Source organism: Desulfurococcus sp., assembly GCA_026626905.1.
Classification (GTDB): Archaea; Thermoproteota; Thermoprotei_A; order Sulfolobales; family Desulfurococcaceae; genus Desulfurococcus.
Window position 1 is genome coordinate 131,414 of record JAPNUX010000001.1, and the last position, 12,820, is coordinate 144,233.

Annotated in this window: 15 protein-coding genes; 14 read left to right on the forward strand and 1 reads right to left on the reverse strand. The window is 45.8% G+C overall.

Features of this window, described 5'->3' with window-relative positions; genetic code table 11:
• The 7 genes from OWQ48_00670 (at position 1) to OWQ48_00700 (ending at position 7,751) form a co-directional block, all read left to right on the forward strand.
• A complete protein-coding gene (locus tag OWQ48_00670; GenBank protein MCY0867734.1) occupies positions 1-777 on the forward strand; it encodes a hypothetical protein in 777 nt (258 codons plus the stop codon).
• The gene (locus OWQ48_00675; GenBank protein ID MCY0867735.1) at positions 777-3,383 is read left to right on the forward strand and encodes a DUF2341 domain-containing protein; all 2,607 of its coding nucleotides are present in this window, start codon (positions 777-779) and stop codon (positions 3,381-3,383) included. Before OWQ48_00670 ends, OWQ48_00675 begins: the two co-directional genes overlap by 1 nt.
• Positions 3,380-4,498: a hypothetical protein gene (locus OWQ48_00680; GenBank protein MCY0867736.1), complete on the forward strand. Its 1,119-nt coding sequence runs from the start codon at positions 3,380-3,382 to the stop codon at positions 4,496-4,498. Before OWQ48_00675 ends, OWQ48_00680 begins: the two co-directional genes overlap by 4 nt.
• 8 nt (positions 4,499-4,506) lie before the next feature.
• Positions 4,507-4,893 (forward strand): hypothetical protein, encoded by a 387-nt coding sequence (locus OWQ48_00685; GenBank protein MCY0867737.1) that lies wholly within the window; start codon positions 4,507-4,509, stop codon positions 4,891-4,893.
• A complete protein-coding gene (locus tag OWQ48_00690) occupies positions 4,890-6,227 on the forward strand; it encodes a hypothetical protein (protein MCY0867738.1) in 1,338 nt (445 codons plus the stop codon). The genes OWQ48_00685 and OWQ48_00690 overlap by 4 nt, the downstream gene beginning before the upstream one ends.
• Before the next feature lie 199 nt (positions 6,228-6,426).
• Positions 6,427-7,221 carry a hypothetical protein gene (locus OWQ48_00695; GenBank protein ID MCY0867739.1) on the forward strand — a complete coding sequence of 265 codons (795 nt, stop codon included), beginning with the start codon at positions 6,427-6,429 and terminating at the stop codon, positions 7,219-7,221.
• Positions 7,222-7,562: 341 nt separating this feature from the next.
• Entirely contained in the window at positions 7,563-7,751 is a 189-nt protein-coding gene (locus tag OWQ48_00700; GenBank protein MCY0867740.1) for a helix-turn-helix domain-containing protein, read from the forward strand.
• A gap of 17 nt (positions 7,752-7,768) precedes the next feature.
• Here OWQ48_00700 and OWQ48_00705 read toward each other — a convergent pair whose 3' ends face one another.
• Positions 7,769-7,894 (reverse strand): hypothetical protein, encoded by a 126-nt coding sequence (locus OWQ48_00705; GenBank protein ID MCY0867741.1) that lies wholly within the window; start codon positions 7,892-7,894, stop codon positions 7,769-7,771.
• A 78-nt stretch (positions 7,895-7,972) separates the two neighbouring features.
• Here OWQ48_00705 and OWQ48_00710 point away from each other — a divergent pair, with 78 nt between their 5' ends.
• The 7 genes from OWQ48_00710 (at position 7,973) to OWQ48_00740 (ending at position 12,747) form a co-directional block, all read left to right on the forward strand.
• On the forward strand, positions 7,973-9,481 hold the full coding sequence (locus OWQ48_00710; GenBank protein ID MCY0867742.1) for an HD domain-containing protein: 1,509 nt from the start codon (positions 7,973-7,975) through the stop codon (positions 9,479-9,481).
• Between the two features lie 8 nt (positions 9,482-9,489).
• On the forward strand, positions 9,490-9,756 hold the full coding sequence (locus tag OWQ48_00715) for a hypothetical protein (protein MCY0867743.1): 267 nt from the start codon (positions 9,490-9,492) through the stop codon (positions 9,754-9,756).
• A gap of 233 nt (positions 9,757-9,989) precedes the next feature.
• Positions 9,990-10,175 carry a hypothetical protein gene (locus OWQ48_00720; protein ID MCY0867744.1) on the forward strand — a complete coding sequence of 62 codons (186 nt, stop codon included), beginning with the start codon at positions 9,990-9,992 and terminating at the stop codon, positions 10,173-10,175.
• 2 nt (positions 10,176-10,177) lie between these two features.
• Positions 10,178-10,582: a hypothetical protein gene (locus tag OWQ48_00725; protein ID MCY0867745.1), complete on the forward strand. Its 405-nt coding sequence runs from the start codon at positions 10,178-10,180 to the stop codon at positions 10,580-10,582.
• 16 nt (positions 10,583-10,598) lie between these two features.
• The gene (locus OWQ48_00730) at positions 10,599-11,147 is read left to right on the forward strand and encodes a nicotinamide-nucleotide adenylyltransferase (protein MCY0867746.1); all 549 of its coding nucleotides are present in this window, start codon (positions 10,599-10,601) and stop codon (positions 11,145-11,147) included.
• 33 nt (positions 11,148-11,180) lie between these two features.
• Entirely contained in the window at positions 11,181-11,849 is a 669-nt protein-coding gene (locus tag OWQ48_00735) for a YkgJ family cysteine cluster protein (GenBank protein ID MCY0867747.1), read from the forward strand.
• Positions 11,842-12,747, forward strand: a complete 906-nt coding sequence (locus OWQ48_00740; GenBank protein MCY0867748.1) for a biotin--[acetyl-CoA-carboxylase] ligase — start codon at positions 11,842-11,844, stop codon at positions 12,745-12,747. The genes OWQ48_00735 and OWQ48_00740 overlap by 8 nt, the downstream gene beginning before the upstream one ends.
• Positions 12,748-12,820 lie beyond the last annotated feature (73 nt).

A 12,820-nucleotide genomic window follows, 5' to 3' on the forward strand; every position in this document is an offset into this window, starting at 1 on the left:
ATGAGGAGTATTTCAGAAGTCTACCCGACCATAATAGTGGTGTCAGCTCTTCTAGCTTTAACTCTAACAGTCCTCCCACTCGGCTACGCTATGCTGACTGCTAGCATGCAGAGATCAGAGTACGAGTACGTTAAGCAGGTCTTCAAGTCTATTGCATCAAGCTTCCCTAACATCATCGCGGTAGGAGAATACTCTGCTGTAATCCCCTCACACTATACATCACTAGGATACGGGAGAGCAGGAGTTATAGAGGTGTACTTAAATGGGAGTTCAACACCAGCCCTCATATTCAACTGTACAGCTTTAACCCTGGGTGCAAGCGTAAGCAACCCGGAGGGGCTAGTCTATGGTTCCGGATACTATCTAGTCAACGATTCAAGGTTTATTCCAAGAGTCTACGAGTACAGGGATCGAAGCAGCAGCTTAATGATCACTGAGCTAGATGCCTGCAGGCTACTCGTGGATGCCAGCGTGGTTTTAACAGGTAATCTAACAGGATACTACTATATCCTTACATACTATAACATCACGGTTGCAGGATTCAAGGGTACGGGGGGCTCTATAAGGGTCACACCAACCAGCATACGCCACGTGTATACTAATATTAATGCAAGCCTCTGGGATCTAAAGATCACTTTCATAGACGAGGTATTAAAGAGTAGAGTAACCTATGGTGTAGTAAATTTAACTGAGGTGGGCTTGGGAGGCAGGTGCACGGGAGTCCCCTTCTCTCTCGACATAATAGTCGTGGATTTACTAGTTGAGGTGGGAGCCTGATGGCTTCAACACTAATAGTCCACGTGATAGGGGTCGGTGTTCTCCTAGCCCTACTAGTAGCTATGGTTAACTACGGCTCTGCGATCTACGAGGAGACACGTTACACTAACCTCCAGCGTTTATACGAGGATATAGCGCTTGCTATAGCTGGAAAGCTCAGTGAAGCCATACTAGACGCACTTGTAAGAGGCTTAAACAATACTATAATCCAGCTAGCAAACCCTGTTGAATCAGCATCAGGAGAGAAGTACAATGTCTACATAGGCTCAGGCGTGTATTTGAGTAAGCTGTTCCCTAGGATACCAGCTGACACAGGACTCTACGTTGCTGTAGCAAGCCCCGATAACACTATCTACGGTTACGCTAGAGTAATCGATAAGCCTGTTGAAGTAGCCCGCGGGCAAATAGTAATCGATAAGTATAGAGAAGGCTTTGACCCAGGATACGGGTACAGTGAAGGCGGGTCGCTATTCCTCTGCAGAATACCCATCAATATATCCGAGAAGGCAGGCGTAAACCTAACCGGCTACCCTGTCCTCGTAAACCTCTCCTACGCAGGCATAAACTGCAGCTACCTTGGTAGAGTCTTCACACCTACGAGGAATGATGTAAGATTCACGGATTCAGATGGGATGACACCACTAAACTACTACATCGAGTACTGGAATGATACAAGCAAGCAGGCATTAATATGGGTTAAAATACCCTTCCTAAAGGCTGGTGAAACCAGGACGATATACATGTACTGGGGTAACCCCTATGCTATTGAGAAGAACGACCCCTCACTATTCACCTTCTTCGACAACCTAGGCGTCTACAATAATATAACGGATCTACTGTTGAGTGGTAAATGGGGTATTAAATACGGTAACACGAGCTCGCTGAATGTAACCGGTGGTGGAGCCAACTTAACTATTTCAGCCGGGTATCAGAATAACCCCGGCTACGTGAACGTGTATACTCTCAGAGACTTCTGGGTTAACGGGACGCAAGGGTATATTGTTGAAGCCCTCGGTAGACCCGTGTCAACGGGAAAAGATAGTGATAGTCAAAACTACAGGGCAGGCTTCTACACGTGGAATACAACCGCCAGGAAATACGGCTTGCGTCTAATACCCACTGTAATAGATCCCTCAATCAATATCTCACACTACACCATCATATACGGCAACTGGAGTATTACACTCGACCCTGAAAGCGTAGAGCCTGAAAGCGTAAACTATGTAGTAGCAAACAACGCTGTAAACAACACTGTAGTAAAAGAAAAAAGTATTGCTATTGCTCAGAGAAGTATTAACTCGACTGGAAACTATGCTAGTATCCTCTACAAGATCAAAGTACCTTCTGATAACGTGCTGAGAGGCCTAGTTCTAAGCGATAAACTGGTTAACGAGTCAACACAGGCTTTCGCTCTACTCTTAAAGAAGAATAAAACCAGTATTTACGTATGCTCACTCGATGTAGATAGTCTACTGAAAACAGGGAATGAAAAACTCAATTGCAGTAAAATCAATCCCGCAGGTTCAGATGAATGGTTTTACATTAATGTGACTATTCGAAGCCCGTCCAAGGGGCAGGGTAACCCTGAGCTGAACATGAGCGTTTACACTTCAACAGGTGAGATCATTTACCAGCTGCATAGGAGTGGTACCCAGGGGTTGCCCGGCGACCCTGCTTTCATTGGGCCAATGGTATACTATGATGGAGTTCTAGAAGAGTATAATGGCTCATTCTTCGACGACTTAATAGCTTTAAGGTATAGTGAGCCAGTGGACTTAACGACTATAAAGGTTGTCGGCCTGCCTCCAGGATGGAGGATTGAAGTACGGGACGGCAACTACACTGTGAGTAGTGTAGTAAATGAAAGTGGGATAGCTGTACTCAATGTTTCAACTCACCCGATTCTCGGCGTTACTAATCCAGTTGAAATACTAGTGTATGATAGTAATGAAACACTCGTAGACTACTACATTTGGAGTGAGATTCTATCCGGAGGCATGATATTAGTATACGCGCCGGGTATTGAGGGGTCAACAGCATCTACTTCAGCTATGATTCACGCTACTGCTAATAAAATAAATATAGGAAAAAGTTGCAGCGTTCCATCTGATAAAACCTACGTGTTCATCCTGAATAATGGCAGCATAGTGTGTAATACTACAGGGAATATAGCCTGGGGTAGCGACTATCTAACAAGCGTGGGATACTATAACGGAGTCTTCTACTACTACATCTACACGCCTAGCAGAACACTAGTAGCTAACTGTAGTATCCCTGCTGGAAGCTACAAGCCCCTACTACTGAAGGCTGTCTTCGGTGTATCACTAGAGGGCGAGGTGCCTCCAGGGCAGGTAAAGGATATAAATACAACTGGAGTCTTCACGAGGATCATGGTTAGACCATTCGTTTACCCTGAGCCTCTAGCAGTCTACAATCCAAGTTTAACTCAGAATGCATCTTTCCCCAAGCCACCCATCATAATTGCTGTAGAGCGGGCGGGATACATAGTGTTCTCAAGCGATCTTGCAGTAGATTTAAGTGTAGTGCTAGGGGATAGAGGCTCGGTCACAGTTGTAATAGCAGTGAAAGGGGTGAGAGGCGGGTGAAGGAGGTTGTCGAGTATATTCTAGCTATACTTATAATTTTATCAGTACTACCATTCTACAATATGGTTGTATCACAATTCTACACGCCTGAGAAGACTGTTATCGCAGGCACTGATATCAGTGAGGTCTTCACCACTATAGTCCAGAAGGTTCTTGCAGATGCATTTAATCAAGGTAATCTTACACTCGAAGTCAGCGAGATTAAGGAGAGCTTGGAGAAAGCTGTTGAAAGTTATGCCGGCTCGCTTGCAGGAGAATACTACTATTATGCTAGAGTATACACTCCCCTCAATATAACAGTGGATCCAGTAGGCAGGGTTATCACTGTCACCTCGCTCTTCAATGCAACGATACGTATTCTCGCAGTGTCATTAAACGGTAGTTCAAGCATAGTAGTAGAGCCAGTGCTCAGTAAAACAGGAGGCGTATACATGTACACCTACAACTACACTACATCCCCTGTTAAAAGCTTCTCAGCAATTATAGCTGTAGGAGAGCAGGGAGCTGTAAGATTCATAGGGTACTGGCTTAACTCTACAGAAGGCTACACTATAAGCGATAGTACTAGACGCCTGCTAGTACTCGCACCGAGTAATATAACCTTGAATACCACCAGCTTCTACAATTTCACTGGTGTCAACACCACGCTATACTATCTTGCCTCGAGCACGCTAGCAAACTATACTTCGTCGAAGACAAATATAACATGGAACATGAAATTTTCAGGCGGTATCCCCGTAGAAGTACATTATAATATAACTGAGACAAGGTACATGGCCGATGAAAGCAAGCAACAGTACAATTCATCATTGAAGAAGTACGAAGTCTACCTTGTGAAGGGGAGAACATACTACAGGTACGAGCGGGGGCAGACATGGCCCGTCGAATCTGTATCCAGCATCGAGGATATCTATGCACCAATATATAATGCTGTACTAGTATCACTAGTATCTCTCAGCGATGGCTCGAAGACTATTCAAGCACCAGTGTACAGGAATACTTATATCCTGACTAATGCTCCCGGAAGCCCGCTGCCGCAGGCTACAAGAGTTTCAAGCTACATTACCATCGGGGCTTTCACCTACATGCTTGAGCTGTGGGTTTGGAGGCGGTAGGCTTGAAGATGCAGATTCAGGTTCTAGCATCCAGCATGGCTCTCGCTCTAATTGTAGCGGCATCAGCAATACTCTTCCTGGAGATATACGCTTACACCACTAGCTATAAGCTTAAAGTTAGAGAGACTAGTGTCTATGATGTAATACAGGAGAAGCCAGCTTGGACAGCGTGCAGTCTAGCCAGCGAGCTCCTCTCACGGCTTAACGCTGTAAGAGTAAGCGTGAATATAACAGAGTACAGGCTCTCCGATAGCGTGGAAGTCTTGAGAGCCGAGAACTGTACTGCCGAAGCCCTCACCAAGAAGAGTGGAGGCTACACGGCAAGCTACACGTATACTACTGGAACAGTCTACGGGACAATCATAAAGTATAGTGTCGAGGTGGTGTATGCTTGAAGACCCAGCTACCTATAGCAGTCGCAGCTGTAATAGTAGTAGTACTCATCGCTACAACACTATTCTACACTACATCAACACTAACCCACATCTCTAACATCGAGGTACAGTCAAGGAGACAGGAGGTCTGGAGGCTAGTAGACCAGCAGTTAAACAGCATTATCATCTCAGCAATAGCCTCAAGTAATACAACAGCCTACAATAACTTTACAAGCAAGTGGCTGGAGGGCATGAAAAACTTCGACGATATAAATCAAACCGAGCGACCGTATGAGAGAAAATGCACGCCAGCACAGAATGAAGTCTGCAAGACTCCATGCACTCGAAGCGGAAATAATTGTGCCTGTATATGGCCTACACGCTATAACTACACAGGCTTTGTGGAAGGAGGTTATAGGACAGCAAACTACACTGGGACTGGAGTAAAGGATGCACTATCTAGATACATGGATATCTTGAATAATACTCTTCAAGTCTACTCCATTGCTGTTGCTAAGAAAGTCTACGCTTCACTCAATAGCTGGGCTACGCTTATGAGGGATGCCGGGTTAACGGTAGTCGTGTACCCGCCTACAGTAGAGTACTATATCGGGTTTGAAGGCAATTCCACAGTCCCCTACTCCAGGTTCACTAATATTCTAAGGGTGAATGTATCAGTGGACGTTTTCTCTGTGGAGGCAGGCTACAAGCGGTTTAATAAGAGTATAGAGTATGGATTTAATGCTACATTCGTAAGAGGCAGGCTGATAGAGGATAGCTTCATTATACCAGTCTACATTAATGCATACGTGGACATCAACGGGCAGAGATCCCTCTATATCCCTGACCCCTCCCGTATACAGCTCTGGGTTTACAGCAGGATGCTTGAGAGACTAGGCTTCGTGAATCTCACTGAGACTAATGGAGTTAAATACGCTGTTGGTGAGAGGTATGCTTCATACTACTATGGAAACGGTACCACGCTAATACTATTCAAGATACCGCTAGCTAGCGGCATCAACGCGTACCAGGATGCACGAAGCGTAGCCTCCAAGGTCGTCAATGCAACAATGTTTGTTCCAAGCGTGGACTTAGATGACACGTTTAAGCCCCCACAAAATTTGAATGAATCATGGTGCCGGGGAGTATATAATGATGCGACTGCCGCCTACCTTTTCGCCGGCCTGGTATCAGTTGATATTAACGGCTTAACAATGTTCAGTGGCTTAAAGATCGTGTTCAAAGTGTACTGGGATACAACTCCTTCCAGCGGGGAAGACTGGTATATAATAATGTATGCCTCGCTTTACGGTGATGAGAAAAGCGACTTCCAGATAACTGTACCACTGTATTAGCTTCTAAGGGGTTACTCAATATTTTTATCCCTCTCAACCTTAATATTATAGTATCTTGTGGTTTAATAATAAATTGAGCTTGTATTCGCCTGAGGGCTTGCCGGGGTGATGAGTTATCTTACGGAGGCTACTAGGTGGTGGGAGACTTAAGCCTGGGGACTATGACTCCCTGGTGATCCATATTCCCTCGGTATTTTTCTTGAGCGGGGAGCCGTTTACACTCCTCGACATGGTTGTCCGAAATAAAGCCGGGGTTGCCGCAAGGATATCTGATTTAATTGCTTCGAGAGGTCTTAGCATCGCCAATATAACTACACCTGGCATTATTACAAGCGATATTAAGGAAGGCAGGCTTTTCATCCTTGTTGAGAAATGCGATGAAGCATGCGGCTCCAGCATAGAGGAATCCTTGAAAAAAGAGCTAGGTGACATTGTTTTAAGCGTGAAGCATTTATCAGCCCTCAACGCCTATGTCTTCCCGAAGAGTAGAGTCCTTATGCTAGCTGATATGAGGGCACATATATTCACGCATGGACTGCTGAGAGAGGGCTTTAGAGAGATGTATAAGCAGCTAGCATCAACCCCCGGGTTAGAGGCGCACTTCCACAGTCTTCTAAGGAGCTTTGGCCGAGGGATTGGAAGACACCTCTACGAGAGGTGGAATGTCAGGATAGAGGATGTAGGCGGGTTCGAAGAGTATGTTGAGCGAGGGCTGAGATTCTTCGAAGCCATATATAGTGCTCTAGGCTTAGGAGTAGTGAAGGCTTCAACAGAAAACTACGTAAACTACCTCATAGAGATAATAGACAACTGGGAGTGCTTAGCACTTAGTGAAGCAGGGTTAGCAGTTAACCCCCAGGTAACCCTTGGGATAATAGAAGGGTATTTTAACAGCATGCTGGGTAGACGTGTAGCAGTATCCACTACGAGGACGGGTAAAGCTCCCGGTGAAACCTCAGTGTTCACTGTGGAAAGCTTAGGTAGCTTAGCGTAGCCCCTCATCTTCCCGTGGATTTCACCGGGAGCATTAACTAATGTTAATGCGTTTTAAGTTTCCGTCGTGGATTCCAGTTTTCACCCTCCACGTTAGTATTCTATGCCGGCTACATGATTCAACTGTACTGTTTCCTTCAATCTTAAGTCTCACCTGCCCACTGAAACTCCATGGATAGTGGAGTTTGAAGCTCCGTGTATACAATTCAAGCTTTAATTCCCGGGGTGTAGGACTTAGACCACGGGGTGACTTGAGTGGGAGTATGGTGTTAGATGCCGTCTCATGTTTTTAATACCTTTATTTACTATATACAGTGATCAAGGATTGAATGGTGGTGTGTTTTGAGTGAGCAGAAGACTGTAAAGGAGAGGATACTTGAGTTTCTGAGGAGCCAGAAGACGCCGTTAATGCCTAAGGAGATAAGCAGGATTACAGGGTTGAATTATAATACAGTTAGAGCTAGACTCCACGACCTCAGGAAGGAGGGATTAGCTGAGAGGACTGCTGAAGGCTGGATTGCAAAGAAGTAGCCGCATTGACTCTAAAACTACACAGGCCTCCTGAATGTTTCCCTTACCCTAGTCCTGCTACTTCTAAACCACCTGCTACAGTATAGTTGCTGTGAGAGGCAGGGTAGCTCTGGATCCATGGATTCCAGGGGAACAGTAATCATAAAAGCATGTAAAGTAGGGTAGGTTTAAACGGTGGTATGGCTGTGAGCAGCAGTTTCAAAGGTATGTTTACTTGGAAGATGGTGAGTGATCCTATCTACGGCTACGTCTACTTTAATAGGGAGGTTGAGGAGCAGGTTATCAATAGTATTGTTGTTCAGAGACTCAGGTACATAATGCAGCTTCAGACAGCGCATCTAGTATACCCTGGAGCCGTCCACACTAGATTTCAGCATAGTCTTGGAGTAATGCATTTAACCGGGCTTGTAGCAGAGGATTTCACGGAGAAGCTGGTATTCTTCTACGGGGAAAGTATTCTAGAGGGGTTTAAGCCAGCAGTGATTGTGGAGGCTAGCCGGCTAGCCGGGCTACTACACGATATAGGTCACGCAGCCTTCGGGCATTCATTCGAGCACTCTATTCTATGGAGGAGGGATCCCCCTAGCGATCTCTCGAACCACGAGAAGATAGGGTTAAAGCTGTTTAAAGTTCTCTTAGAGGATAAGCTGGAGAGCATGGAGAGTAAGCTAGACCTCCCAGGGCTCACCGAGCTAACTGTAAAACTACTGGGAGATAAGGGGGAGCAGCATCCTGTAATAGAAGCCTTCAAGTGGATTCTAAGGGATGGATTATACCCATCTGACGTCATGGACTTCCTGAGGAGAGATAGCTATTATGCGGGGACAAGCGAGTACGGTTATGTGAGCTACGAGAGACTCTATAGAAACACGTATCCAATCATTGAGAATAAATCGTTTAAGGCTGTCCTCGATAGAACCGGGATAGGGGAATTCAAGCAGTACATGATTGCTAAGGCCAGCATGTACGAGCACGTCTACTATCACAGTGTCTGCAGAGCCTTCGATAGAATACTCGACATTCTACTCGAAAAGCTGGATGAAGAATACGGGTTCTACGAGAGAGTTGCAGCTATATCGAGGGGCGAGCTGGAAGGATTCCTCGAGCTAACAGATGTATATGTTTACAGCTTAATGCTCTCAAAAGCCTTGAGAGAGGACTCCGAGGTAGGGCGTTTAGCAAGACTAATGCTGATTGAGAGGAAACCTTTATGGAGGCGGGTTGGCGGAGACTACGTTTTAAGCGGCTACAAGGGGCCGGTGCTCACAGGTGAGATACTCAGGTTAATCCTCGATAGAAGCTGGAGGAGTAGAGTGGAGACGGCTCTCCTAGAGGAACTAAAGAAGAAGCTTAAAGGCTTCAACATAGATGAGAGCAGCCTATGGATAGATATACTGGATTTATCACCTGTACCTAGGACTCTACTATACCCTAATGGGGGTGGAGTTCCTAGAGTAGTACTCTACACTGGCAAGGTATCCCGCCGGCAGGTAGTGGTAGATAGAGAGCTAAACCTGCTTGAAGGGGAGTCACCTCTAGCAGTAATTATTAGAGCCTATGTTGCTAGAGACAAGTATACTATTGAGTTAGAGCCCGTGGTCTCGAAGACTGTAAAGGAGACTCTGGAGAGCATGCTCGGCATTAACGCAGAGGAGTACAGGAGGGCTGTTGAAGAGGCATATAAATCTACTAGAAGTATTGATCACTCGAGGTTTAAGATGACAATGTAGGTGGTTTAATGCCTAGGCTAGTAGTCAACGTGTACTTCACTGTAGACGAGTACAAGGTTGAAATCAACAAGTATAGTGAGGAAGGTAGACTCGACGAGACAAAAGTATTCATGGGTGTTAAACAGTTAGTCCTAGAGAATGTTATAGCCAGAATAAACAGGCAACTCTATAATCAGCCTTGGAGTATTATCGTGGAGGCTGGAAGCCCCATCATAGAGTACAAGGAGGGCGGGTTACTTCGGATCCGTGAGGGTGTAGTAGGTGGTAGACGCTGAGCAGCATAGGGTACTTTAAGATCGAGAACTCGAGGAGCAAGAGTGGGAAGCATATTGCTTCAAGCTCCCTGCTAGTATACAGGAGAGGGCGGGGGCTCGTAAAGCCGAGTGCAAGCGATATAGTAGAGGAGGCGGCTGCTAAGCCAACCTACACTGTAGGCTCGGCGAGATCCCTTAGGATCACTCTCTCTCATGGTGATTTCGCAGTATACGGGTGGTTTGTAAGGAACTATATGGGTAGAGTTAAAGGATACATAGCTGTATACAATCATAGAGGGGAGATAGTGTACAAGGCTAAATACCAGAACGGTGTCCTCAGGCGTAGCATAGGGGACCCTGTTTATGCGTGGCTTGTGAGAGTATATGTTGATACTCACCGGATACCTGTCTCAAAAACGGTACTAGGTGATGAGAAGTGAGCATGGAGGAGCTAGCTAAGCGGGTCTCTAAAGCATTCTCAAGGTACAACTGCTTTATATTCGAGGAGAACGAGCTAGAGAACGTCAGAAACCTGATAATAATGGCTGAACTTAAGGGGATTGTAGAGGTTAAGCAGCTTGACCCGCGATACCCGGGTATATACATTGCTACAGTGTGGACAAAACGTATTGAGAGAGAATGCATATCCCTCGTTGAAGGCATGCTTTCGAAAGGACAGTTGACGCCAGAGGAATACAAGAAATACAGAAATGAGCTAATAGAGCAGTGCATTGTAAGCATGGAGATCGAGGAGTCTAAGAAGGTTGTTGAGGCTCTCTCAAGGTATATTGATAGATTAAAGAGTACCAGCGAGGTAAGCGGAGCCGAGGGTAGATCTGAGAGTTAAGCGAGGTAATTTAACTATGGATGTAGAGAGATGTCTTATTATAGCACGATTCCAGCCCTTCCACTACGGGCATCTCCACGCTGTAGAATACTGCTATAGAAGGCATAGCGAGGTCATAATAGTAGTTGGGATGGCTAGCCAGAGCCATACACCTGAAAATCCCTTTACAGCAGGTGAAAGACTCCTCATGATACGGGGGGCTCTCAAGTGGGCTGGGCACGATTTATCAAGGTATATAACAGTCACTCTGCCAACACTAGAAGTCAACAGGGCAGCTGTACACTTTGTTAGACAGTACAGTCCCCCCTTTAAATACGTTGTAACCTTAAATCCGATAATACAGCGCCTCTTCACTGAGGAAGGCTACACTGTAGTGGCTCCGCCATCTATTGATAGAGATAAGTATAGTGGGAGTATTGTAAGGAAGCTTATAGCGAGTGGTGATCCCTCATGGAAGCAGCTGGTTCCACCGCCGGTTGCCGAGATAATTGAAGGTATTGGTGGTGTTGAGAGAGTTAGAATGCTCTATAGCGAGAAGCTGCCCGGATACTACTCTACTGCGTGAGGTGGAGAAGCTATTCGAGGAGATAGCAGGGAGATACCTGTATTCAAGTGCCCTGCATGTGGTCTCTGCTGTACTTTCTCTCCTGTATCACTACTACCTCACGAGGACGTAGTTTTAAAACTCATAGCTGGTAAGCTGGGCTTACCCTACAAGAGTCAGCCAGGCTACATGGTTTACGACGAGATATCAGGCGTGAATATAGCCTTCAGCTACGTCATGGAGCTAGTTAATGGTAAATGCGTTTTTCTCAATGGAGTTAAATGCTTGATTCACGATGTATACAAACCGCTTATATGCCGAAGCTACCCGTATATTCCACGCTACGTTAAATACAATATAGATGAGAGGGAAAAACGTGTATTCGCTGTAGCCGAGTACGGTTTAAGCCTCGCGTGCCCTGTTATTAGAAGAGACCGTGGTGTACTCGAGATGCATGTAGAGCAGCCCGGCATACTATTAAAGTATATGCCGAGAGAGTACTATGCGTCAATTGAAATGGAGAACACCAGGAACCTCCTACTAGGCCTTCTATCAAAGCTCTGGAGGGACGGCTTAGTTGAGATATCAACAGCTAGAAGAAGCACGCAGGTGGTTAACCTCTACGAGTTTCTAAGAGTATACTACCCTAACCTCCCAAACATACTTAACATTGATAAGGTTGTCGAGAAAGTAAGAGTACTGGAGGGCGAAGCCGGTGAGTGAGGATTTACTGTTGAAACTAGAAGTTCTAAGAGTACTCTCCCAGCGTAGGGAGATGGAGCTTCAAGAGTTAGCCAGGGAGCTTGGTGTGACCGAGGAGTATGCTCGCGGAATCCTCGGTGAGCTATCCAAGTACTTCATTATCAAGGTATCAGAGTCATCTGTCTCCTGGAGTACTAGTGATAACCTTGGATGGCTTAAACCCTGGGGGTGGAGCTACTACTACAGGATTATAATGGGGTCTTCAATGACCTCAGCGAGATGGCTGCCTCCCTGGAGTATTGTAGTATCAGAGCTTCAAAGCCAGGGTAAGGGGAGACACGGTAAAACCTGGATAAGCAACCTGGGGGGCTTATGGGTGACATTCAAGATCCACGCTAAGCCTCAGACCACTCAGCTACTACCAATGATAGTCCCCGTCGTACTAGTTAGAGTTCTAAGAGATAAGCTCTCAGTTAACTCGGAGGTAAAGTGGCCTAACGATATAGTCTACAAGAATGGAAAGATCGCTGGCATCCTCTTAGAGGGAGAGTACGCGGGAGCAGATATTATAGGCTATATTGGAGTGGGAATGAACGTCAATAATGATCCCCCGATAGAAACTGCTGTAAGCCTCAGAGGTATTAAAGGCGAGCTAGTACCACGCGGTAGGTTACTCTCTTATTTAACGGGATGGATGGGCAGGCTAGACAAGCTGTCGGAGAAACCTGATGAACTGAGAAGAGAGTACATGGAGTATCTTTCAACCCTAGGTAGAAGAGTTACAGCTCTAACTGTAAGTGGAGAGGTTAAGGGTGTAGCCAAGGACATCACAGAGCTAGGCGAGCTAGTAGTAGAGAATGAGAGAGGTAGCTACAAGCTAACTAGTAGTGAAGTACTCAGACTCATACACGTTGAGTAGTACTCCACTGTATTCACTCCTATAGCCTAAAGGCCTAGTAATCGTAGAGTAATGGTAGTCAAGGGTCTCTCAC